Annotated in this window: 20 protein-coding genes; 13 read left to right on the top strand and 7 right to left on the bottom strand. The window is 58.8% G+C overall.

Annotated features, from left to right (window positions below; genetic code table 11):
* Window positions 1-955, top strand: a 955-nt coding sequence (locus AC2FNU_RS17380) for an amidohydrolase (RefSeq protein ID WP_496790819.1), incomplete at its 5' end; no start/stop codon positions are given.
* A 17-nt stretch (window positions 956-972) separates the two neighbouring features.
* Window positions 973-2,136 (top strand): M20 aminoacylase family protein, encoded by a 1,164-nt coding sequence (locus AC2FNU_RS17385; RefSeq protein WP_496790822.1) that lies wholly within the window; start codon window positions 973-975, stop codon window positions 2,134-2,136.
* A gap of 42 nt (window positions 2,137-2,178) precedes the next feature.
* On the opposite strand, the gene AC2FNU_RS17390 is transcribed toward AC2FNU_RS17385, so the two are convergent.
* Both AC2FNU_RS17390 and moaA read right to left on the bottom strand, forming a co-directional pair.
* On the bottom strand, window positions 2,179-3,501 hold the full coding sequence (locus AC2FNU_RS17390; RefSeq protein WP_496790825.1) for a 3-deoxy-D-manno-octulosonic acid transferase: 1,323 nt from the start codon (window positions 3,499-3,501) through the stop codon (window positions 2,179-2,181).
* Between the two features lies 1 nt (window position 3,502).
* A complete protein-coding gene (moaA, locus tag AC2FNU_RS17395) occupies window positions 3,503-4,510 on the bottom strand; it encodes a GTP 3',8-cyclase MoaA (protein ID WP_171092643.1) in 1,008 nt (335 codons plus the stop codon).
* 91 nt (window positions 4,511-4,601) lie between these two features.
* Between moaA and AC2FNU_RS17400 the strand changes: the two genes are divergently transcribed.
* Window positions 4,602-5,033 (top strand): hypothetical protein, encoded by a 432-nt coding sequence (locus AC2FNU_RS17400; RefSeq protein WP_496790828.1) that lies wholly within the window; start codon window positions 4,602-4,604, stop codon window positions 5,031-5,033.
* On the opposite strand, the gene AC2FNU_RS17405 is transcribed toward AC2FNU_RS17400, so the two are convergent.
* The 4 genes from AC2FNU_RS17405 to glmU are packed head-to-tail and all read right to left on the bottom strand — an operon-like array spanning window position 5,021 to window position 9,437.
* Complete coding sequence (locus tag AC2FNU_RS17405) at window positions 5,021-5,707, bottom strand: DNA alkylation repair protein (RefSeq protein WP_496790832.1); 687 nt, start codon at window positions 5,705-5,707, stop codon at window positions 5,021-5,023. The genes AC2FNU_RS17400 and AC2FNU_RS17405 overlap by 13 nt on opposite strands.
* 4 nt (window positions 5,708-5,711) lie before the next feature.
* Entirely contained in the window at window positions 5,712-6,254 is a 543-nt protein-coding gene (locus AC2FNU_RS17410) for a pyridoxamine 5'-phosphate oxidase family protein (RefSeq protein WP_496790834.1), read from the bottom strand.
* Window positions 6,255-6,257: 3 nt separating this feature from the next.
* The gene (gene glmS, locus AC2FNU_RS17415) at window positions 6,258-8,081 is read right to left on the bottom strand and encodes a glutamine--fructose-6-phosphate transaminase (isomerizing) (protein ID WP_496790836.1); all 1,824 of its coding nucleotides are present in this window, start codon (window positions 8,079-8,081) and stop codon (window positions 6,258-6,260) included.
* Window positions 8,082-8,084: 3 nt separating this feature from the next.
* The gene (gene glmU, locus AC2FNU_RS17420; RefSeq protein WP_496790837.1) at window positions 8,085-9,437 is read right to left on the bottom strand and encodes a bifunctional UDP-N-acetylglucosamine diphosphorylase/glucosamine-1-phosphate N-acetyltransferase GlmU; all 1,353 of its coding nucleotides are present in this window, start codon (window positions 9,435-9,437) and stop codon (window positions 8,085-8,087) included.
* Between the two features lie 134 nt (window positions 9,438-9,571).
* On the opposite strand from glmU, the gene AC2FNU_RS17425 reads away from it, so the two are divergent.
* From AC2FNU_RS17425 to AC2FNU_RS17435, 3 genes are all read left to right on the top strand, one after another.
* A complete protein-coding gene (locus tag AC2FNU_RS17425; RefSeq protein WP_496790840.1) occupies window positions 9,572-10,243 on the top strand; it encodes an HAD-IA family hydrolase in 672 nt (223 codons plus the stop codon).
* A 39-nt stretch (window positions 10,244-10,282) separates the two neighbouring features.
* Complete coding sequence (locus tag AC2FNU_RS17430) at window positions 10,283-11,473, top strand: DegT/DnrJ/EryC1/StrS family aminotransferase (RefSeq protein ID WP_496790844.1); 1,191 nt, start codon at window positions 10,283-10,285, stop codon at window positions 11,471-11,473.
* Between the two features lie 158 nt (window positions 11,474-11,631).
* Window positions 11,632-12,795 carry an isovaleryl-CoA dehydrogenase gene (locus tag AC2FNU_RS17435; RefSeq protein ID WP_496790845.1) on the top strand — a complete coding sequence of 388 codons (1,164 nt, stop codon included), beginning with the start codon at window positions 11,632-11,634 and terminating at the stop codon, window positions 12,793-12,795.
* A gap of 52 nt (window positions 12,796-12,847) precedes the next feature.
* Here AC2FNU_RS17435 and AC2FNU_RS17440 read toward each other — a convergent pair whose 3' ends face one another.
* The gene (locus tag AC2FNU_RS17440; protein WP_496790846.1) at window positions 12,848-13,450 is read right to left on the bottom strand and encodes an OmpW/AlkL family protein; all 603 of its coding nucleotides are present in this window, start codon (window positions 13,448-13,450) and stop codon (window positions 12,848-12,850) included.
* A gap of 136 nt (window positions 13,451-13,586) precedes the next feature.
* Between AC2FNU_RS17440 and AC2FNU_RS17445 the strand changes: the two genes are divergently transcribed.
* The 7 genes from AC2FNU_RS17445 to AC2FNU_RS17475 all read left to right on the top strand — a co-directional run.
* On the top strand, window positions 13,587-15,116 hold the full coding sequence (locus tag AC2FNU_RS17445; RefSeq protein ID WP_496790848.1) for an AMP-binding protein: 1,530 nt from the start codon (window positions 13,587-13,589) through the stop codon (window positions 15,114-15,116).
* Entirely contained in the window at window positions 15,113-15,574 is a 462-nt protein-coding gene (locus AC2FNU_RS17450) for a hypothetical protein (protein ID WP_496790850.1), read from the top strand. The genes AC2FNU_RS17445 and AC2FNU_RS17450 overlap by 4 nt, the downstream gene beginning before the upstream one ends.
* The gene (locus AC2FNU_RS17455) at window positions 15,571-17,178 is read left to right on the top strand and encodes a carboxyl transferase domain-containing protein (RefSeq protein WP_496790851.1); all 1,608 of its coding nucleotides are present in this window, start codon (window positions 15,571-15,573) and stop codon (window positions 17,176-17,178) included. The genes AC2FNU_RS17450 and AC2FNU_RS17455 overlap by 4 nt, the downstream gene beginning before the upstream one ends.
* 1 nt (window position 17,179) lies before the next feature.
* The gene (locus AC2FNU_RS17460; protein WP_496790854.1) at window positions 17,180-17,605 is read left to right on the top strand and encodes an ASCH domain-containing protein; all 426 of its coding nucleotides are present in this window, start codon (window positions 17,180-17,182) and stop codon (window positions 17,603-17,605) included.
* 5 nt (window positions 17,606-17,610) lie between these two features.
* Window positions 17,611-19,542 (top strand): acetyl/propionyl/methylcrotonyl-CoA carboxylase subunit alpha, encoded by a 1,932-nt coding sequence (locus AC2FNU_RS17465; protein ID WP_496790857.1) that lies wholly within the window; start codon window positions 17,611-17,613, stop codon window positions 19,540-19,542.
* 77 nt (window positions 19,543-19,619) lie between these two features.
* Entirely contained in the window at window positions 19,620-20,471 is an 852-nt protein-coding gene (locus AC2FNU_RS17470) for a hydroxymethylglutaryl-CoA lyase (protein WP_496790859.1), read from the top strand.
* A gap of 1 nt (window position 20,472) precedes the next feature.
* A partial coding sequence (locus tag AC2FNU_RS17475) for an enoyl-CoA hydratase-related protein (protein WP_496790862.1) occupies window positions 20,473-21,064 on the top strand: 592 nt, incomplete at its 3' end.

Here is a 21,064-nt window from a genome sequence, read left to right on the forward strand (position 1 = left end):
GGGCCGCGTGATCGGGTTGCGCGCAGACATGGATGCTCTGCCGATGCAGGAACAAACCGGGCTGGACTATGCCTCGAAAACGGAAAATGCGATGCATGCCTGCGGTCATGACGGGCATACGGCAATGGTTTTGGGCGTAGCGAAATATCTGGCTGAGACCCGCAATTTTGATGGAACGGCGGTGGTGATTTTCCAACCTGCCGAAGAAGGCGGCAATGGGGCCGAAGCCATGTGCAAGGACGGTCTGATGGACCGGTTCGGCATTCAGGAAGTCTATGCTATGCACAATGTTCCGGGCCTGCCCACCGGGCAGTTTGCGATCCGGTCGGGGCCGTTGCTTGCGGCGGCGGATGAGTTCTCGATTCAGTTGGAAGGGCGGGGCGGTCACGCGGCGAAACCGCATGAGACTGTGGATACGACGGTGATACTATCGCAATTGATCGTGGCTTTGCAAACGATTGTGTCGCGCAATGCGGACCCAATTCAGCAGGGTGTCCTGTCTGTAACGTCGGTCGAGACGTCGTCCAAAGCATTCAACGTGATCCCGCAATCTGCGCAGATACGCGGCACGGTGCGCACGCACTCGAACGAGCTGCGCGACTTGATTGAAAAACGCCTCAAAGTGGTCGCCGAAGGGATCGCTGCGACATTCGGTGGTTCAGTGAACGTCGATTACACGCGCGGTGTACCGGTGACGATCAATGCCGAAGAACAGACAGGTTATGCCGAAGAAGCCGCTGTTTCTGTTGGTGGCAGTTGTGTCGAGGCTTCGATGGTGATGGGGGGCGAGGATTTCTCGTTCATGTTGGAAGAACGGCCCGGAGCCTTCATCGTTCTGGGCAACGGAGACAGCGCCGGGTTGCACCACCCCGAATACAACTTCAACGACGAGATCATCCCGATCGGGTGCTCGTGGTTTGCGGAAATGGTCGAGCGCCGGATGCCGGCGGCTTGAATTAGGAGAGAGAAGACATGCCAGTTAAAAACCGATTTGCCGAATTACAGGATGAGATCACCGCATGGCGACGGGATCTGCACGAAAACCCGGAAATCCTGTTCGAAACACACCGCACCAGCGCGGTCGTGGCCGAAAAGTTGAAAGAGTTCGGTTGTGATGAGGTTGTCACCGGCATCGGACGCACCGGAGTTGTGGGTGTGATCAAGGGCAAGTCGGACAGCAGGGGCAAGGTGATTGGTCTGCGTGCAGACATGGATGCGCTGCCGATCCATGAGGCGACGGGACTGGAATACGCCTCGAAAACACCGGGTGCCATGCATGCTTGCGGCCATGACGGTCACACAGCGATGTTGCTGGGCGCTGCCAAGTACCTGTCGGAAACCCGCAACTTCGACGGCACCGTTGTGGTGATTTTCCAACCCGCCGAAGAAGGCGGCGGCGGAGGCCGAGAGATGTGCGAAGACGGGATGATGGACCGCTGGAACATCCAGGAAGTATACGGAATGCACAACTGGCCGGGTAAACCGGTTGGCAGCTTTGCCATTCGGCCTGGCTCGTTCTTTGCAGCCACCGATCAGTTCGACATCACGTTTGAAGGGCGCGGCGGACACGCGGCCAAGCCGCAGGACACGGTGGATACGACGGTGATGACGGCGCAGGCGGTTTTGGCTTTGCAAACCATTGCGTCCCGAAATGCGGATCCGATTGATCAGGTTGTTGTGTCGGTTACGTCGTTCGAGACCTCGTCGAAAGCCTTCAACGTGATCCCGCAAACTGTGCAGATCAAAGGGACCGTGCGTACCATGAGCAAGGACATGCGCGATCTGGCTGAAAAGCGGATCAAAGAGATTTGCACGGGCGTGGCAACAACGTTCGGAGGCACCGCGGACGTGACCTATATCCGTGGCTATCCGGTGATGGTGAACAGCGACGAGCAGACCGCGTTTGCAGCGGATGTGGCAAAGTCAGTATCCGGGGATTGCGAAGAAGCTCCGTTGGTGATGGGCGGCGAAGACTTTGCGTTCATGCTGGAAGAACGTCCAGGGGCTTATATCCTTGTGGGCAACGGCGACACCGCCATGGTTCATCACCCGGAGTACAATTTCAACGACGAGGCCATCCCGTCCGGTTGCAGCTGGTGGGCAGAGATTGTCGAACAACGGATGCCGGCCGCTTAATGAACAGCGTGGGGGCTCTGCCCCCACACCCCCGAGGTATTTTCAGCCAGATGAAGAAGGATCCAGTTTGTGCAGGTCAAGCTCTGCACAGAGGGTGTCGATGACGGTTTCAAGGGCATCTGACTGCGTGTTTACGCAAGACCGGGCTGCTTTTTGTGCGGATTGAAGGGCATTGTGGTCTGACAACCAGTGCGTCACGGTATCGGAGAGTTCAACCGCAGTTTGAACCTCGATTGCGCCACCGGATTTAATCAGCGGGGCAAAGGTCTCGGCAAAGTTAAAGTAACCCGGGCCCGTGATCACCGAAGCCCCGGCTTGAGCAGGCTCAAAAGGGTTGTGGCCTCCGATTTCTTTCAGCGAACCGCCGAGAAATACAATCGGACACAGAGCGTACCAGGTGCCGGTCTCTCCCAAAGTATCGGCGACGTATATTTGGGTGTTTTCACTGATCGGTTCGTCCCTGGATCGGAAAGAAGCAGGCATATCAGCGTCTTGGATCAGCGAACCAATGTCGCCCCGACGCTCTGGGTGGCGCGGTATCAACAGCAAGAGCAAGTTCGGCCAGCGTTCAAGCAGTGTCTTGTGCGCGTTCAGAACGGTTTCTTCTTCGCCAGCATGGGTTGAGCTTGCAATCCAGACCGGGCGGTCTGCGACCTGAGATTGGATATCCTGCAACACAGCCTGATCCACCGGCAGCGGATCGGACATTGCCTTGAGATTGGTGCCCGGATGCACACGGTCTGGCGCTGCGCCGATGTCGATCAGATCGGCTGCGGTTTTGTTATTCTGGGTTAGAAACAGACGGAATTTGGACAGAATGAAACGCGCCGTGTCGGGGCGTTTTTTCCAACCTCTGACAGATTTTTCAGACAGGCGGGCGTTTAGAAGTGCAAGCGGGATGTGCTGCCGATGGCTTTCCACGATCAGGTGGGGCCATATTTCGCTTTCGACGAAGATGCCCGCGTCGGGCCGCCAATGAGAGAGAAAACGTGTGACAGGGCCTGCAGTATCCAGCGGTGGGTATTGATGCCGCGTTCTGGGCGGCAGGCGTTTGGCGATCAGTGCGGCTGAGGTGGGCGTGCCGGAGGTGATCAGGAATTCGGCATCCGGTAGGCGGTCTGCCAACCGTTTGATCAGGCTAAGGACCGACAGGCTTTCGCCCACACTGGCGGCATGAAACCAGATCAGACGGCCAGATGGACGGGGCAGGCTGGCGTGGCCAAGCCGTTCCCTCTCGCGGTTCTCGGGTACATCAGCTGCGCGCAGCTTGTTGCGCACGGTTCGCCAAGCCAGGGGTTGCGCAAGAGCAGTAAAGCCGCAGTACAGCCTGTACAGCAGCGTCGGGCGGTCGTCTGCGCCGGGCATGTCAGCCGCCTGTATGGCTCATGTGACGGCTCATCTGGCCATCGACGGCCTGACGGGAATAGTCGAAGTCGTGACCCTTGGGCTTGAGGTTGATCGCGGCCCGGATTGCGTCCTCTAACGGCGCTTCGCTTTCGGGGTGATCGCGTAGTGGTGCGCGCAGATCAGCCATGTCTTCCTGGCCCAAACACATATACAGTTCACCGGTACAGGTCAGGCGCACGCGGTTACAGCTTTCACAGAAGTTGTGGGACAGCGGTGTGATGAAGCCGATCTTCTGCCCTGTCTCCTCCAGTCGGACATAGCGGGCCGGGCCGCCGGTGCGCTCGGCCAAGTCGGTAACGGAATAGTGGTTTTCGTATTCCTTGCGAACGTCCTTGAGAGACCAGTATTGATCCAGACGGTCTTCGTTGCCGATGTCGCCCATGGGCATGACTTCGATCCAGGTGAGGTCCATGTCACGCTCTGCGCACCATTCGGTGATTTTGGGCAGTTCGGGTTCGTTGAATCCCTTAAGCGCGACCGCGTTGATCTTAATCCGCAAGCCCGCTTTCTGCGCGGCGTCGATGCCGTTCAGCACTTGTTTCAAGCGCCCCCAGCGCGTGACTTTGGCGAATTTGTCATCGTCCAACGTATCCAGCGAAACATTCACCCGCCGCACGCCGGCTGCATAGAGGTCTTCTGAAAAGCGATGCAATTGCGAACCGTTTGTGGTCAGCGTGAGTTCTTTCAAGGCGCCGCTGTCCAGGTGACGGGTCATGGCGTTGAAGAAGGTCATGATATTGCGGCGGACCAAGGGCTCTCCGCCCGTGATGCGCAACTTCTCCACACCCATCTTCACAAAGGTCGAGCACATCCGATCCAGCTCTTCCAGCGTTAGCAGGTCTTTCTTGGGCAGAAAGGTCATGTTCTCGGACATGCAATACACGCAGCGGAAATCGCAGCGGTCCGTGACGGAAACGCGGAGATAGGTGATGGCGCGGGCAAACGGGTCGATAAGCGGAGCTGTCATGGCGTAATAGGTAAAGCCGGAACCGGGTCCCGACAAGGGTGAACTGTGCTTTACGCTGGTACAGATGCGCGCAGGGCTGTAGGATTTGGGCATGAAGAAAGCACTTGTAATTCTGTGTGTGTTGGCTGCCGGTTGCGATACTGTCCGGTCCACGACCGACCGCGTCTTCGGGCGAAGCGACGCACCCGCGCAGACCGTTGCCGACGATGAGACTGCGACCGCTGTTTCCGAGGAAGTTCTGGAGCCGGAACCAGTTTCAGCGCGCCCCAGTTGGGCTGGAGCCAGAACCACCGTCGCGGGGCTGGGAGATCCGACCACGCCGGGGCGTTGGATGCAGACGCCTTTGGTCGAGAGTGAGGTAACGGCACGCGTGGTTGTGCCCAGAACGGGGGCGCAAGCCTACATCACTCTGGTTCCGATCCCAGGCCCTGCCAGTGGTGGCAGCCGGTTGTCGCTGGACGCCATGCGGGCCTTGCTGGTGCCGCTGGATGAACTGGTCGAGGTCGAGGTCTACGCCAACTGATCCTTCAGAAACTTGCCAGCTTCGCGGCGGGCGAAAGACTTCATCGCGTCGCCATGTTCTTCCAGAAATGCAATCACGCGATCTGGGTCATGTTTGGACAGCTCACGCAGCCACCAAGCTATGGACTTTTGAATAAACCAGTCGCGATCCGGGACATATCCGGCGGCCCAGCTGAGGATACGGTCGCGGCGCTGCAGGTCTTCCGGCTTGGGGTGGTTCTGTTTTGTCCAGGGCAGAGTTGCAACCAGCGCGGCGCGGCGGGTCCACATATGGTCGGATCGGGTCCACTGTTCAACGTCGTGTAGACGATCAGGGTCAGCTGAAAGCCGCTTTTGCATTGCCGTGCTGGCGTGGTCGGCGATAGCCCAGGCATCGAAATCAGGTAACCAGCTTTGCAAAAGGGCCCACACTGCGTCATCTGGCCGGATGCGCGCCTGAGTCAGTAATTTGGCTGCCGCAACGCGGGCTTCGTGAATGTTGGTCTGCCAAAGCCCGTTGGCCAATTCGACACGTGCCGCGACATCCAGTTCCTTCCGCCATGCTTTGCTCAGGTCGTTCAAAACGGGGTTCGCAACACCAAGGTAGACGCGATCCACCTTGTGATAGCTGGCCATTTGATCCGCACGCTCGGCATCGGCATGGGCTTTGATTTGATCGAGGAACCTGGCGAGCATCAGATCAGACCGGAACACCGGTGGGCTTACCGTCAATTGTCTGCCCGTTTTTCTCAGCCCAGTAGGCGCGGATTTCATCGTCGGATTTTCCGTCGACCCATTTCTGCATTGTATCGCGGTCGGACTGGAACTCCATGAAAGGAACGGCATATCCGCACGAAGTCTGCACTATTTCAATGGACTGGTCATAGATTTGCCGTGCGCTGCGATGATTGGGGAACAGGACAGCCAGTTCGTCCCAACCCTCGTCCCCGACATGCAGGGTACGCGCGGTTCCATAAGTGCGCAGGATCAGGGGACGGGTGCCGAAGGAACACCACATCAGCGTCATTCGGTTAACCTGCATCAGGTGGCCTGCTGTTTCATTGCCGCTGCCGGTAAGGTTCATCCAGACGATGCGGTTGGGGCCCAAGACCCGCAGCGAATCCATCCCTTTCGGGGAAATATTGACCTGCCCCTCAGCCCCGGCGGTGCCGACGAAGAACATGTGCTGATCTTCGATGAATTTCCGGTGGGCGTCTTCAAGCTGAGGGAATCGTTTGGCCATGGTTCACTCTACCGTAACTGATTTTGCCAGATTGCGGGGCTGATCCACATCGGTGCCCTTGGCGACGGCAGTATGATAGGCCAGCAGCTGTGCAGGAACGGAATAGAGGATCGGTGTCAGATTGTGATGAACATGGGGCATGCGGATCTTGCTCCAGACCTCATCCCCGGCTTCGGCGATACCGTCATCATCCGACACAAGGATCACTTTGCCTTTGCGTGCCATGACTTCCTGCATGTTCGAAACAGTCTTGTCGAACACAGTATCCCGGGGGGCCATGACCACCACAGGCATGTGCTTGTCAATTAAAGCGATGGGGCCGTGTTTCAGCTCTCCGGACGCGTAACCTTCGGCGTGGATGTAGCTGATTTCCTTCAGTTTCAGCGCACCCTCCAGAGCCAGCGGATACATCAGGCCACGGCCCAGAAACAGAACGTCGCGCGCCTCGGACAAGCGCTGGGCAGCTTTGCGGATCGACCGGTTCTGATCCAGCGCCGCGTTCAGAACGGTTGGCAATCCGCGCAGTGCTGCAGCATGATCGGCAATTTCTTCGTCTGTCAGAGTGCCCCGGTCAGCAGCGGCCTTCAAAGCCAGCATCAACAGCACACTCAACTGGCAGGTGAACGCCTTGGTTGAGGCCACGCCAATCTCGACACCGGCATGGATTGGCAGAGCAATATCGCTTTCGCGCGCAATCGAACTTTCCGGGACATTCACAACTGAAACGATCTTGTCGGCCTTGCCTTCGCAATAACGCAATGCGGCCAGCGTATCGGCGGTTTCCCCTGACTGGCTGACAAACAGCGCCAGAGTCCGGTCGGTGATCGGAGGTTCGCGATAGCGGAACTCGCTCGCGATATCGACCTCAACCGGCATCTTGGCCAGTTGCTCGAACCAGTATTTGGCGGTCAAGCAGGCATAAAAAGCAGTGCCGCATGCCACCATGGTCAGGCGGTCCAGCTTGCTGAAATCCAGATCTGTATCGGGCAGCACAACCCGGTCTCCGCTGGTGGGCAGGTAGGACCGGATTGCCTCGGCCACAACGATGGGCTGTTCGGCAATTTCTTTGGCCATGAAGTGCTTGTGCTCGCCTTTGTCGGCACGCGTATGATCCAGTTTGATCTTGCGCTTTTCGCGGTTGGCCAGCTCGCCAGCTTCGGTACGGATCTCTAGCGAAGTGCGGGTCAGAACCGCACGGTCGCCCTCCTCAAGATACGTGATCTGATTGGTCAACGGTGCCAGCGCGATAGCGTCAGATCCGACATACATCTCACCGTCCCCGTGGCCGATAGCCAGCGGCGATCCCTTGCGGGCGGCCACGATCAGGTCGTCTTCCCCGTCGAACAGAAACGCCAACGCAAAGGCGCCTTCCAGTTGATCGATGGTCTTGAACGCGGCCTCAACCGGCGAAAGGCCCGCGTTGAGGTGATGCTCGGTCATCAGGGCAACGGTTTCCGTATCGGTCTCGGTCTTGAAATCGACGCCATGTTCCGCCAGTTCGGCCCGCAATTCGCGATAATTTTCAACGATGCCATTGTGAACTACTGCCACAGGCCCCGCTTTGTGCGGATGCGCATTGTTGACCGTGGGCGCGCCATGAGTGGCCCAACGGGTGTGGCCAATGCCCGATTTTCCGGGCAATGGGTCATGCACCAGCAGATCGCTGAGGTTCACCAGCTTACCGACCGCGCGCCGTCGACCTAGCGCGCCATCATTGACGGTTGCTATCCCGGCGCTGTCATAGCCGCGATACTCCAGCCGTTTCAGGGCCTCTACCAGAATAGGGGCCGCTTCATGCTGCCCCAGAACACCTACAATTCCACACATATCTCAGGCCTCTTTATCGCGGCGAGCCTTCTTCGCCTTCAACATATCAAACAATTTACGCGCATATCCGGGCTTGTTTTCCTGCTTGGCGCGGGCGACTGCCAGCGCATCAGGGTCCACATTCCTGGTCACGACGGTGCCCGTCGCCGTCATCGCGCCGTCACCTACGGTCACAGGTGCCACCAACATGGTGTTCGACCCAATAAAGACATTCTCACCGATGGTGGTCTTGTGCTTCATCACGCCGTCATAGTTGCAGGTGATTGTTCCTGCGCCGATATTTGTTGCCGCCCCCACCGACGCATCGCCAATATAACTCAGGTGGTTGACCTTGGCACCTTCGGCGATTTCGGCATTTTTGATTTCGACGAAGTTTCCAACCCGCGTGTTTTCCGCAAGCTCGGCACCGGGGCGCAGACGAGCGTAGGGCCCAATAATCGCGCCACGGCTGACATGACAGCCTTCAAGATGCGAAAAAGCCCGGATCGTCGCGCCGCTTTCCACCGTGACACCGGGACCGAAAACCACGTTGGGTTCAACCACCGTATCGCGCCCGATCACGGTATCGGCGGCCAGAAAAACCGTTTCAGGAGCCATCAAGGTGACGCCCATGTCCAACAGCTCAGCGCGGGCACGGGATTGGAACACGGCATCCGCCGCAGCCAGATCCGCGCGCGAGTTCACACCCAGCGTTTGCGCTTCGTCACAGGCGACAGCGGTCACGTTCAGCCCACGTTTGCGCGCAATTTCCACAACGTCAGTCAGATAGTATTCACCCGAGGCGTTGTCGTTGCCGACCTCATCAATCAGCGAAAACAAAAGCTGCCCGTCACAGGCCAGAAGCCCAGAGTTACAAAATGTTATGGTGCGTTCTTCATCTGTGGCGTCCTTGAATTCGACGATGCGTTCCAGGCTGTCGCCTTTCATGACCAACCGGCCATATCGTGCCGGGTCCGCGGCTTCGAAGCCGAGAATGACCAGATCGTTCCGCGACCGCGCCTCGATCATTCGTTCCAGAGTGTCGGGTTGCAGAAACGGGGTGTCACCGTAAAGAACCACGACATCGCCTTCGAACCCTTCCAGCGCTTGCCGCGCCTGAGCAACTGCGTGAGCGGTGCCTTGCTGTTCTTCCTGAACAGCGATCTGCGCCTCTTCGTCTTCGCCCTGCGCAACCTTTGCCACAGCTTCGGACCCATGGCCGGTTACAATCACCGTCCGCTCGGGCGACAGAACGGACCCGGCGCGCATCGCGTGGACAAGCATCGGCACTTGGGCGATGGGATGCAGGACTTTGGGAAGATCCGAATTCATCCTGGTGCCTTTTCCGGCGGCGAGGATGACAAGGGCGGTGCTCATGAAATCGTTTTCTCTTTGTGTTTTGGTGCCGACCGTTTTATCCGCTGAGGTCAAAGGCGCAAGCCGTTCGGCCATCAAACAAGATTGCCGATTGAAACAGGACACGGCGAAAACCTGCCGAATAAGGAGACAATATGCGCACCGTCATATTCGATTTGGACGGCACATTGGCGGACACGTCGGGTGACTTGCTGGCCGCAGCGAACCACTGTTTTCGCGAGATGGGGCATGGCGATGTGCTGGTCCACGGGCAGGATTCTGGTGTCGCGTTGCGCGGTGGACGCATGATGTTGACCCATGGGCTTAAGCGCGTCGGTGCCTTTGATGAGGATACGGTCCACGCCTATTACCCGGTGCTGCTTGAAGCTTACGCGCAGGACATAGACACCCACACCAGCTTTTATCCCGGCGCGTTGCAGGCGGTCGAAATGCTCAGCAGTGCGGGATACGGCGTTGGCATATGCACGAACAAACCGGAGCATTTGGCCGAATTGTTGCTGACGCGTATGGGGGTGCGGGACCGCTTTGCCTCGCTGGTCGGGGCAGATACATTGCCGGTTCGCAAACCAGATCCGGCCCCGCTGCGAGAAGCGGCCCGTCGCGCGGGGGGAGATCCCGATTTATGCGTGTTGATCGGAGACTCGGATACGGATCGCAATACGGCAAAGGCAGCCGGGGTTCCGTCGGTCCTTGTGACCTTTGGTCCATCAGGGGATGACATGGCGGCATTGGAACCCGAAGCCCTGTTGCATCATTTTGACGATTTGCCTTCGCTTGTGCCTGCTTTGATTGGTGCGGCGGCGTAGCGTCTTGACCGAACCTTGTCGGAGCCTCAGAACGAGATCATGACCGAAACATTCTCAGGCAATTTCACGCAGCAGGAACCCCTCCCCGAGGACGCGATTGAAGCGGCTTTGGCCGTTCTGCGCCACGGGCGTCTGCATCGATATAACGTGGCAGCGGGCGAGTTGGGTGAAACGGCCTTGCTGGAGCAGGAATTCGCGGCGCAGATGGGGGCAAAATACTGTCTGGCTGTGTCGTCTGGCGGCTATGCGCTGGCCACCGCCCTTCGCGCTGTTGGGGTTCAGCCCGGTGATCCGGTGCTGACCAACGCCTTCACGCTGGCCCCGGTGCCGGGGTCGATTGCTTCGGTTGGCGGGCGGGCGATCTTCGTTGGCGTGACAGAAAGCCTGACCATCGATTTGGATGATCTTGAGCGCAAACTGGATCAGGCTCGTGTGCTGATGCTGAGCCACATGCGCGGTCATCTGTGTGACATGGACCGGTTGATGCAGATGTGCGACGCCGCCGGGGTGGTCGTGATCGAAGACTGCGCACATACGATGGGCGCGGCCTGGCGGGGCCAATTGTCCGGGCGGCAGGGCGCAATCGGCTGCTATTCGTGCCAAACCTACAAGCATGTCAACTCGGGCGAGGGCGGGTTGCTTGTCACCGATGACGAAGAACTGGCGGCCAAAGCCACGATGCTGTCGGGGTCCTACATGCTGTACGAGCGCCATTTGGCCGCGCCGGGGCCCGAGGTGTTTGAACGGATTAAGTATACGACCCCAAACGTGTCGGGCCGCATGGACAACTTGCGCGCGGCGATCCTGCGTCCGCAATTGCGGGATCTGGACCGGCAGGTTCAGCGTTGGAACGAACGTTATCGCGAGATTGAGGCCGGGTTGCGTGGCACGCCAGGCCTGACCATGGTCGAGCGGCCCGAGGAGGAAACCTATGTGGGGTCTTCGATCCAGTTCCTGCTGTTGGATTGGTTGCCCGAACGGATTGCCGACGTGATCAGCCGTTGCGCGGCGCGTGGTGTCGAGCTGAAATGGTTCGGGGGGGCAGAGCCAACCGGGTTCACGTCACGGTATGACAGTTGGCGTTATTTCGATAGTGAGCCCATGCCGGAAAGCGATCGCGTTTTGGCTGGTGTCATGGATATGCGCGTGCCGTTGACCTTTTCGCTTGAGGACTGCCAACTGATCGCGCGAATTATCCGAGCCGAAGTGGGCGCGGTCTATCAATCGTAACCATGTGGAGTGCGCTTGCAGCGCACGCTCAATCCTATGCGCGCCGCCCGGTTTGGGCGGCGTTTTGCGTTGAGGCGTTTCACAAAGATTGACCGGGCCTGGATTCGCTGTTACTTATTTATTGAACACTTGTTCATTAATGCGAAGGGAGAACGCAGATGTTCATGGCCACGATGAAGTTTGATCTGGGTGAGGATGTGAATGCCCTGCGCGAGATGGTGCATCGCTGGGCACAGGAACGGGTCAAGCCGATGGCGGCTGAGATCGACCTGACCAATGCCTTTCCGAACGAGTTGTGGAAAGAGATGGGAGAGCTTGGCCTTTTGGGTGTCACAGTGCCCGAGGAATATGGCGGCGCGGGCATGTCCTATCTGGCGCATACGATCGCCGTCGAAGAGATTGCGCGGGCTTCGGCCTCGGTTTCCCTGTCATACGGGGCGCATTCGAACCTGTGCGTGAACCAGATCAAGCTGAACGGCAATGAAGAGCAGAAGCAGAAATACCTGCCGCGCCTGATCTCGGGCGAGCATGTGGGCGCGCTGGCCATGTCGGAACCTTCGGCCGGTTCCGATGTTGTGTCGATGAAGCTGCGGGCCGAAAAACGGAACGATCATTACCGTCTGAATGGGAACAAATACTGGATCACCAACGGGCCTGACGCGGATACTCTGGTCGTCTACGCCAAGACAGATCCCGATGCCGGATCCAAGGGCATTACGGCTTTTCTGATCGAAAAAGAGATGAAGGGTTTTTCGACCTCACCCCATTTCGACAAACTTGGGATGCGCGGGTCGAACACGGCTGAACTGATCTTTGAAGACGTCGAGGTGCCATTCGAGAACGTTCTGGGTGAAGAGGGAAAAGGCGTGGCTGTGCTCATGTCTGGGCTGGATTACGAACGTGTGGTTCTGGCAGGGATCGGCACCGGCATCATGGCCGCCTGTCTGGACGAGGTGATGCCGTACCTGGCCGAGCGCAAGCAGTTCGGCAAACCTATCGGCAGCTTCCAGTTGATGCAGGGCAAGATCGCCGACATGTACACCGCTATGAACTCGGCGCGGGCCTATGTGTACGAGGTCGCCAAGGCATGTGATCGGGGGGATGTAACGCGTCAGGACGCGGCGGCGTGCTGCCTGTACGCCTCGGAGCAGTCGATGGTGCAGGCGCATCAGGCGGTTCAGGCGCTGGGTGGGGCAGGCTTTCTGTCCGACGCGCCAGTGAGCCGGATGTTCCGCGATGCAAAGCTGATGGAGATCGGTGCGGGCACCAGCGAGATTCGCCGGATGCTGATTGGCCGTGAGTTGATGGCCGAAATGCTCTGAACACAAAAACGCCCCGCAGACGAGGGAACCACGGGGCGCTTGTAAGATGGGATCAGAACTTATGGACGTAGGAAACGCCGACAAGGAACGGATCGATTTCTGCGGTGCCGATATTGGTACCGTTCAGCGAAACGTCCGAGTCGATGTCGAACCAGCGTACGTTCAGACGGACCGCGCCTTTGTCGCTGACCATGTAGTCCAGACCGGCCTGCAGCGAAACGCCGAAGGAGTCATCGACCTTGAGATCGCCCAGAGCAGTCTGTTCGTCAAAGAAGATGGTGTAGTTCAGGCCGGCACCAACATATGGTTTCCACGCGCTGTTGGTCGGGAAGTGATAGTTCACCGACAGGGTGGGCGGCAGGTGCTTGACTGTAGCCGCATCAACACCGCCCAAAGCGATTGTGTGTTTGAACGGGGTGGCGGCCAGCAGTTCGATACCCAGGTTGTCACGGATGAAGTATTCAGCGGTGAAGATCGGGCGCGTATCTGCGTCGATGGTGGCAGGTGCACCTGCAATCGTGCCGTTGTCGGATTTCGGGTCCAGATAACCCACACCGACGCCGACGGTCCAGTCACCTTGCGATTGAGCAAACGCAGGGGCGGCCATCGCAACCAGCGCGGTGGACAGGGTCAATGCGGCGAGCTTTTTGGTCATTGTATTGCCTTTGGTTCTGTTGATGCGTCTGACGTCGCAGAGCAGAGCCTTGAGCACTCTGATCTGTATCAAATTCCTGTGAAAGCTGGCGGCGATAAGATTCACGGAAGTGTCAGCAAAATAAGGAGAATTTGCCGTGCTAACCACTGAGCGCATACCGGGATTGCGCCCGGAGGGAAGCTGGGACCTGCCAGATCGGCTCAACATGGCGCAGCAATGCCTGCGCCATGCAAAAGATCAAGTGGCGGTTGTTGATCTGACTGGTTCGGATCCCCGCAGTGTGACCTATGGCCAACTGGATCAGATGGCGGATGATCTTGCCCGCGCACTGTTGCGCCGCGTGCAGCCCGGAGATCGCGTCGGCGTGTTGCTCAGCCAGTCCCCGTGGTGTGCCGCCGCCCATCTGGCCATTTGGAAGATCGGGGCGATCTCAGTTCCGCTGTTCAAACTGTTCAAACAGGATGCCCTGCGGTCGCGGGTTGGTGATGCTGGTGCCAAAATTGTGCTGACCGATGCCGAGGGCGCTGAATTGCTGGGCGATATGGCCGAGGCTCTGATTGCATCTGAAATAGGCGAGGCGGGCCCATCCCTGCCGTTCGCCGACACAGGCCCCAATGATCCTGCGGTGCTGATCTATACTTCGGGCACCACCGGCAGCCCAAAGGGGGCTTTGCACGGGCACCGGGTGCTGACTGGGCATTTGCCGGGTGTCTCGATCAGTCATAACCATTTGCGTGAGGGCGATTGCCTGTGGACTCCGGCAGATTGGGCATGGATCGGCGGTTTGTTCGATGTGCTGATGCCGGGCCTGGCGCTTGGTATTCCCGTGGTCGCGGCGCGGCTTGAGAAATTCACGCCCGAAGCCTGCGCCGATATTGTTGCGCGCGGCGGGGTGCGCAACGTGTTTTTTCCGCCCACGGCCTTGCGAATGCTGAAAGCGGCAGATCAGGGCATTTCCGGCCTGCGCTCGGTCGCGTCCGGGGGCGAGCCCTTGGGGGCCGAGATGCTGGCCTGGGGGCAAAAGGCGTTTGGTCTAACGATCAATGAATTCTACGGCCAGACCGAATGCAATATGGTGGTGTCCTCTTGCGCCGAGGATTTTCCGGTGCAGCCCGGCTGCATCGGCAAGCCGGTGCCGGGGCATGAGGTGGCGGTGATCGATGAGAACGGCAATCCAACGACCGAGGAAGGCGACGTGGCGATCCGGCGCGGGTCAGCCTCGATGCTGCTGGAATACTGGAAACGTCCCGAGGCGACGGCTGAGAAATTCCAGGGCGATTGGTTGATCACCGGAGACCGCGGCGTTTGGGAGGGCGACTACTTGCGCTTTGTGGGGCGCGATGACGACGTGATTACCTCAGCCGGATACCGCATTGGCCCTGCCGAGATCGAGGATTGCCTGCTGACCCACCCGGCAGTGGCTACGGTGGGTGTGGTCGGCAAGCCCGACCCGCTGCGGACCGAGATCGTCAAGGCGTATGTGGTGCTGAAACCGGGGGCTCAGGCTGCAGAGCAGGAGCTGCAGGATTGGGTCAAGGACCGTCTGGCGCATTACTCCTACCCACGTGAGGTGGCGTTTCTGGAGGAACTGCCGATGACGGTGACGGGGAAGGTGATCCGGAAGGAACTGAAGGCGCGGGCGGCGGGGGAGGCGGCGCTACGATGAAGAGTCTATATGTCGCAACTCTGTTCGTCGTTGCCTGCACTGCAGCGCCAGCCGTGAGCTTGGCAAACCAAAGTAGTCCCTATGCTTGGACAGAGCGTTGCCTTGCCAGTGCAGAAGGCAAACTGGATCAGGCTGGAAAAACACAAGAGTGCATAGCGGTGATCCTAGGCTATTGTCGATTCTCCACCGACAGCCATTTTTGCTTTAGCAACTTGGCTTCAAATTTCGTGGACCGGTCCAAAGCAATTGTGGATGGTCTTCCAGAAAATCTGAACGCTTTGCCCCCGCAAAAACACTTCTATCAAAAGCGATTGGAGCTTTTGAATAAAACAAGCGTTGCCAGTCGTTGTGAGACACCAAACTTTGACACGGAATGTGCTGCCCTAGTGTCTTTCGGACGATACATAGGCGCGGTTTCTTTGGCCGATTGGGTAGAACAGAGGGAGGAGAGCCAATGAAGCTCACTAGTAAAGCAATAACAACCTCTGAGGGCTTCAAAGCAAACCGCGAGGCCCATCTTGACGCGCTGGCCCAAATCTCCGCTGCGGCCGAAGCGGCAAGGTTGGGCGGTGGCGAGAAATCCCGCGCTCGGCATGAGTCACGGGGCAAGATGCTCCCCAGACGCAGGGTGGCGAACCTGCTGGACGCGGGCTCTCCGTTTCTGGAAATCGGCGCGACGGCGGCGCATGGGATGTATGGCGATGCCGCGCCTTGTGCCGGCGTGATTGCCGGGATTGGCCGCGTGCAGGGGCGCGAGGTTATGGTGGTGTGCAACGACGCCACCGTAAAGGGCGGCACGTATTACCCGATGTCGGTCAAGAAACATCTACGCGCGCAAGAGATTGCCGAGGAAAACCATCTGCCCTGCATCTATCTGGTCGATAGCGGCGGTGCGAACCTGCCCAATCAGGATGAGGTCTTCCCTGACCGAGACCATTTTGGCCGCATCTTCTACAATCAGGCGCGGATGAGCGCCAAGGGGATCGCTCAGATCGCGGTGGTGATGGGGTCGTGTACGGCGGGCGGGGCCTATGTGCCTGCGATGTCAGATGTGACAATCATCGTGAAAGAGCAGGGCACGATCTTTCTGGCCGGGCCACCTCTGGTCAAGGCCGCGACGGGCGAGGTTGTCAGTGCCGAGGAATTGGGTGGGGGAGACGTCCACACCCGCTTGTCCGGCGTGGCGGATTATCTGGCCGAGGATGACGCCCATGCGCTGGCCTTAGCGCGGCGGGCGGTTGGGTCGTTGGGCGGTGCCGGGCTGAAGCCCGGCCTACGGTTCGAATCCTCAGAAGACCCTGCTTACGACCCCGAGGAAATTCTGGGTGTTGTCCCCGCCGATCTGCGCACGCCCTACGACATCCGCGAGGTCATTGCGAGGCTGGTTGATGGCTCTCGGTTCGATGAGTTCAAACCGCGCTTTGGCGACACGTTGGTAACCGGGTTCGCCCATGTCAAAGGCTGCCCGGTCGGCATAATTGCCAACAATGGTGTGTTGTTTTCTGAGGCCGCTCAGAAGGGCGCGCATTTTGTGGAGCTGTGTTCGCAGCGCAAGACGCCGCTTGTGTTCCTGCAGAACATCACCGGCTTCATGGTGGGACGGAAATACGAAAACGAAGGCATCGCCCGGCACGGGGCCAAGATGGTGACGGCGGTGGCGACGACCTCAGTACCCAAGATTACCATGCTGGTGGGGGGCTCGTTCGGGGCCGGGAACTATGGCATGGCCGGTCGGGCCTATCAGCCAAGGTTCTTGTGGACCTGGCCAAACTCGCGGATTTCCGTGATGGGCGGTGAGCAGGCCGCAGGGGTACTGGCCACCGTCAAACGCGATGGGATTGAACGGCAAGGCGGCACATGGTCGGCCGAGGAAGAGACCGAATTCAAACGCCCAACGCTGGAGATGTTCGAAGAGCAGTCCCACCCGCTCTATGCCTCGGCCCGACTTTGGGATGACGGCATCATCGACCCGCGCAAATCTCGTGATGTGCTGGCCCTGTCGCTGAGTGCGGCGTTGAATGCACCGATTGAGGAGACACGTTTCGGCGTGTTCAGGATGTAAGATGAGCGTGAGCTTGAAAACCCTAACGGCCCGCTATCCCGGCGCTCAGACATTCAAATTTGGCGACAACGCAGTGTTGAGCGCTGAACTGTTGGCATTGGTCCGCAGCGGTCGCAAAACAGCGACCTGTGATGCGCTGAGTAAATATCCTGAAGGCAGCTTAGAAATGCCCAAGCCCGGTCGCTGCGATATTGCGCTGAACTGGGATGATACACCGGCGTTGGTCATTGAAACCCTAGATGTTTCAATTCAGCGGTACTGTGACGTGACAGAGGATTTCGCTTTGGCGGAAGGTGAGACTGAAACGCTCGAAGAATGGCAAGACCATCATCGTCGCTATTTCCAAAGAAACGGCGGGTTTGATCCCGAGATGAAACTCGTATGCGAACGGTTTCGGCTGGTGGAAGACTTGGCTTTGGAAGGGTGAAAAAGATGTTCAACAAAATCCTGATTGCCAACCGGGGAGAGATCGCCTGTCGGGTGATGGAAACTGCTCAGAAAATGGGCGTGTCCTGCGTTGCGGTGTATTCGGGCGCGGATGCCTCGGCCAAGCATGTGCAGATGGCGGATCAGGCCGTGCATATCGGTGGTGCGGCCCCGGCTGAGAGTTATTTGAAGGGAGATGTGATCATTCAGGCGGCGCTCGACACCGGCGCGCAGGCAATCCATCCCGGTTATGGGTTTCTGTCGGAAAACCCGGATTTCGTGGATGCGGTTGAGGCTGCAGGGCTAGTTTTCATTGGCCCTTCAGCGGATGCAATCCGCAAGATGGGTCTGAAAGACGCGGCCAAGGTTCTGATGGAGCAAGCTGGCGTTCCGGTGGTTCCGGGCTATCACGGTGACAATCAGGACCCTGAACACTTGGCGGGCGCAGCGGATACCATCGGGTATCCCGTTCTGATCAAAGCCGTCGCAGGCGGTGGCGGCAAAGGAATGCGTCTTGTCGAGCGGCCTGAGGATTTCGCCGCTGCGCTGGACAGCGCCCGGGGCGAGGCAAAGACAGCGTTCGGCAATGATGCGGTGCTGGTCGAGAAATTCGTCGCCAAGCCGCGCCACATTGAAGTCCAGGTCTTCGGTGACGGCGCTCATGCGGTGCATTTGTTTGAACGCGACTGCTCTCTGCAACGGCGGCATCAGAAAGTGATCGAAGAGGCTCCGGCCCCGGGTATGACGCTGGAAATGCGCGCGGCGATGGGGCAGGCGGGCGTGCGTGCCGCCGAGGCGATTGGATACAAGGGCGCGGGCACGGTTGAATTCATCGTGGACGCCTCGGACGGTCTGCGCCCCGACAGGTTTTGGTTCATGGAGATGAACACGCGCCTGCAGGTGGAACACCCTGTGACCGAAGCGATCACCGGCGTCGATCTTGTCGAATGGCAATTGCGCGTCGCGGCGGGTGAGACCTTGCCGAAGCAACAGGAAGACCTTTCTATTCAGGGCCATGCGTTCGAGGCACGGCTTTATGCCGAAGACGTCCCGAAAGGGTTTCTGCCCGCAACAGGAACGCTGACACATCTGAGTTTCCCAGCCAATTGTCGCGCTGACAGTGGCGTGCGGGCCGGGGATACGATCAGTCCCTGGTATGACCCGATGATTGCCAAGGTGGTTGTGCATGGGTCGACCCGCGCAGTTGCGCTTGAAACATTGCATCGCGCGCTTCAGCAAACCGAAGTGGCGGGTACCGTAACAAACCTTGCCTTCCTGGGGGCGTTGACCCGTCATGCAGGGTTTGCCTCAGGCGACGTGGATACGGGCTTGATCGGACGTGATCTCGAAACACTGGTTCAGGAACCAGAGCCTTCGGTCGCGGCAATTGTTGCAGCTGGGATGACGGCCTTGAACCTTGTGGACGTTGAACCGGAAACTGGGTTTTCGCTCTGGGCCCCGTTGCATCGGGCCGTGCAACTGTCGGATCGGGGCGACGTTTTGGATCTGGACGTGCAAGTCGACGGGCCAGATCGTCAGATTTGGCAGATTGGAGAGGATCGCGTCTTGGCCGAGCGGACCTCGAATCGCTGGGCGCTGAATGGTGCGCCTATGCCTCGGGTTTCTGTCAACGGATCGACGCTGACCGTGTTCTCGGACTATGGCCGCAGCTTTGATCTGATCGACCCGCTGGACAGAGATTCCAGTGCCACAGGCGACACCAACGTGATCGAGGCCCCGATGCCGGGTCTGGTCAAAGCGGTCTTTGCAACAGCGGGGCAAGCGGTGCAGGAGGGTGATCGCCTAGCCATTCTAGAGGCGATGAAGATGGAGCATTCCCTGCTGGCGGCGCGTGACGGCGTTGTGGCCGAGGTGTTGGTCGAAGAGGGCACTCAGGTCGAGGCCGGGGCAGCGCTGGTGCGTTTGGAGGAAGAGTGATCTGTACCCGCGTCGCCGCACATGGCACGGTCGGGCAATCCGTAGTGTAATGAAAATAAGCCGGGAGGAGCGCAGGCATGGGTGATCAGGTCGAGATTTATGAAGTAGGGCCGCGCGATGGGCTGCAAAACGAAAAGAATGAGATACCGGTCGCTGACAAGGTTGCATTGATCGACTGCCTCAGCCGGGCCGGGTTCCGCCGGATTGAAGTCGCAAGTTTTGTGTCCCCAAAATGGGTGCCGCAGATGGCCGGGTCGGCGCAAGTTCTGGCCGGGATCAACCGCGCGGATGGAATCCGCTACGCGGCGCTAACGCCCAATATGCGCGGGTATGAGGATGCGCTGGCGGCCAAGGCAGACGAGATTGCCGTGTTTGCTTCGGCCTCCGAGGGGTTTTCCAAAGCTAATGTCAACGCGTCAATCGCGGAATCGATTGAGCGGTTCACGTCGATTCTTGAAGCGGCGCGCCATATCGACCTGCCGGTCCGTGGTTACGTCTCTTGCGTGACCGATTGCCCCTACGATGGTCCGACACCGCCCGAGAAGGTGGCCGAGGTTGCAGACAAATTGTTTGCTCTGGGCTGTTACGAGGTCTCGTTGGGCGATACGATCGGGCAGGGGACGCCGGACAAGATCGCGCATATGCTTTTGGCGGTGCGTGAAAGGGTTCCCGTAACGCGGCTGGCGGGGCATTTCCACGACACCAATGGGCGCGCAATCGACAATATCGATGCGGCGCTGGCGCTGGGCGTGCGCGTGTTTGATGCGGCCGTGGGCGGGTTGGGCGGTTGCCCTTATGCGCCGGGCGCGGAAGGCAATGTGGCAACCGAAGCCGTCGCCGCCCATTTGCAGAGGCTTGGATACGAGACGGGGCTGGATCTTGCTGTGATTGAAGAAGCTGCACAGATGGCAAAGGCGCTAAGGGGCTGACATGTTTGAAACACTCGCGATTTCAACGGATTCACGTGGTGTTGCCACTCTGACCCTGAACCGGCCTGAGAAGCACAACGCCTTGTCTGGCCTGATGATCACCGAACTGACCCAAGCCGCAGAGCAATTGGGTCAGGATGCTGATGTTCGAGTAGTTGTCCTTGCGGCGCATGGCAAAAGCTTTTGTGCGGGTGGCGATCTGGGTTGGATGCAGGACCAGATGGCGGCGGATAAAGCGACGCGCTTTACCGAGGCCCGCAAGCTTGCCGAGATGTTGCAAGCCCTGAATACGATGCCCAAGCCTCTGATCGGGGCATTGCAAGGCAACGCTTTTGGCGGTGGCGTCGGGATGGCGGCTGTGTGCGACATCGCTATTGGGGTCGACAGTCTGAAGATGGGATTGACCGAAACGCGGCTGGGTCTGATCCCGGCAACAATCGGGCCTTACGTCACCGCCCGTATGGGCGAGGCGCGCGCGCGCCGCGTTTTTATGTCGGCTCGTCTGTTTGATGCCGCCGAAGCCGTTGATCTGGGATTGTTGGCGCGAAGTGTGCCTGCGGATCAATTGTCAGCCGCTGTCGAGGCGGAAATTC

It is taken from the genome of Ruegeria sp. BHSB064 (assembly GCF_059613205.1).